The organism is Propionivibrio pelophilus DSM 12018, from assembly GCF_059569095.1.
Map to the genome: position 1 here is coordinate 1 of NZ_JCANUT010000138.1, position 1,535 is coordinate 1,535.

Consider the following 1,535-nt stretch of genomic DNA (forward strand, 5'->3'; position numbering starts at 1 on the left):
GCGAGCGCTCGATCGGCGTCCTCGATGCCGGGTCGACCTCGTGCTTCCTGCTTCTGAAAACCATCGGCACCTCGGTGCAGAAGCGCCTCGGCTAAGTAGTTGGCTGTAATCAAATGTCATCACACTATTGAGTTGAGTAATCAAAGATGAAAATTGAAAAGCGCGTTCTCGCTACCTTGCCGAAGTGCTATGCAACAAACAGCATCGTGATCGATGGGCAAAGGTACGTTCTCATCGCCTCTGAGGGGGATGCACCGTGTCTCGCCTGGAAGGGGCCTGACTACACGGAATCGCATACCGTCTGGGAGGGGCCGGGAGGCACCATGTCAATCGTTCCCATTCCCGGCACCAATGGCGAATTCCTCGCCGTGCAGAAGTTCTACCGGTTCTACGATTGGGAAGAAGCCAAGGTGGTCCATGTTCGCCCTGATGGATCGGGTGGATACACCGTCACGGACATTCTCGATCTGCCTTACGTCCATCGGTTTGATCTTCTGACTGTGGGTGACCGCCACTATTTCATCGCCTGCACCATCGCAACCACCAAGACGACCATTGATGAATGGTCGAATCCCGGGAAAATCTGGGTGGGTGAGTACACGGCAGGCGCACCGCTTTCGATCAAGGTACTGAAGGACGGCATTACACAGAATCATGGATACAGCCGCCTTGAAACCCCCGAGGGAATGCGTGGCCTGGTTACCGGCCTTGAAGGTGCGTTTGAGGTAACGCCTCCGGACGGCAAGGGTGGGGACTGGACCGTCACGCAATTCATGGATTGGCCCATCAGCGATATTTCAGCCATTGACCTCGATGGTGACGGTGAACTGGAGTTCGCCACAATCGAGCCGTTCCACGGCTCGTATTTCCGGATTTACAAGCGGGTTGATGGCGTCTTCGAGAGAATATTCGAACACCCGGAAGTGACGGAGTTCTATCACGTGGTGGTCGGAACAACGCTTGCTGGCACGCCGGCCTTTATCGGTGGCTGCCGGCGAGGGAAACAACAGCTTTTCTATGTCAAGGCGGATCCCAAAGACGCGACCAGGCTCATGATCGAACTCATTGAGGAAGGTGTCGGGCCGAGTAACGTCTACGTTATCCACGAAGACGGTCGAGACGTCATTGTCACGGCGAATCGTGAAACCGACGAGGCTGCGCTCTATTTCGTCACGGGCTGACATCGGTTCCGGGGATAGCTTGCGGCCAACCAAAAATCCGTAGAAAAAACGCAAGCCCCCTTTTCCAGATTTCTTCTTTGGCAGACAGCATCGTCGTCATCGTTGCCGTAGCCAAAAAAAGCTGCGCTATCAGGTGGCATCTCATTGGAACCGGGCATCTGGTTCCAAAGATCTTTTTTTAACAACTTCAAAAAAACAGAGTGAGGGATTGACGTTGATCACAAAACTGATCGATTGGCCGTTCAGGGTCCTTAAAATGTTCGCAGCGTGCTGCCTGATAGCAATGATCGTGATGGTATTCGGCAACGTGGTGTTGCGCTACGCCTTCAACAGCGGCATCACCGTCTCGGAAGA

The 1,535-nt window shown here is 53.9% G+C and carries 1 protein-coding gene; it reads left to right on the plus strand.

Annotation, left to right across the window (positions count from 1 at the left end; all coding sequences use genetic code 11):
* The first annotated feature begins 146 nt into the window (after positions 1 to 146).
* Positions 147 to 1,181 (plus strand): hypothetical protein, encoded by a 1,035-nt coding sequence (locus tag BO74_RS21075; RefSeq protein WP_496445367.1) that lies wholly within the window; start codon positions 147 to 149, stop codon positions 1,179 to 1,181.
* The last annotated feature ends 354 nt before the right edge of the window (positions 1,182 to 1,535 follow it).

Coding starts and splice junctions, on each gene's coding strand:
- BO74_RS21075 (WP_496445367.1), top strand. CDS start 147: ATGAAAATTGAAAAGCGCGTTCTCGCTACCTTGCCGAAGTGCTATGCA.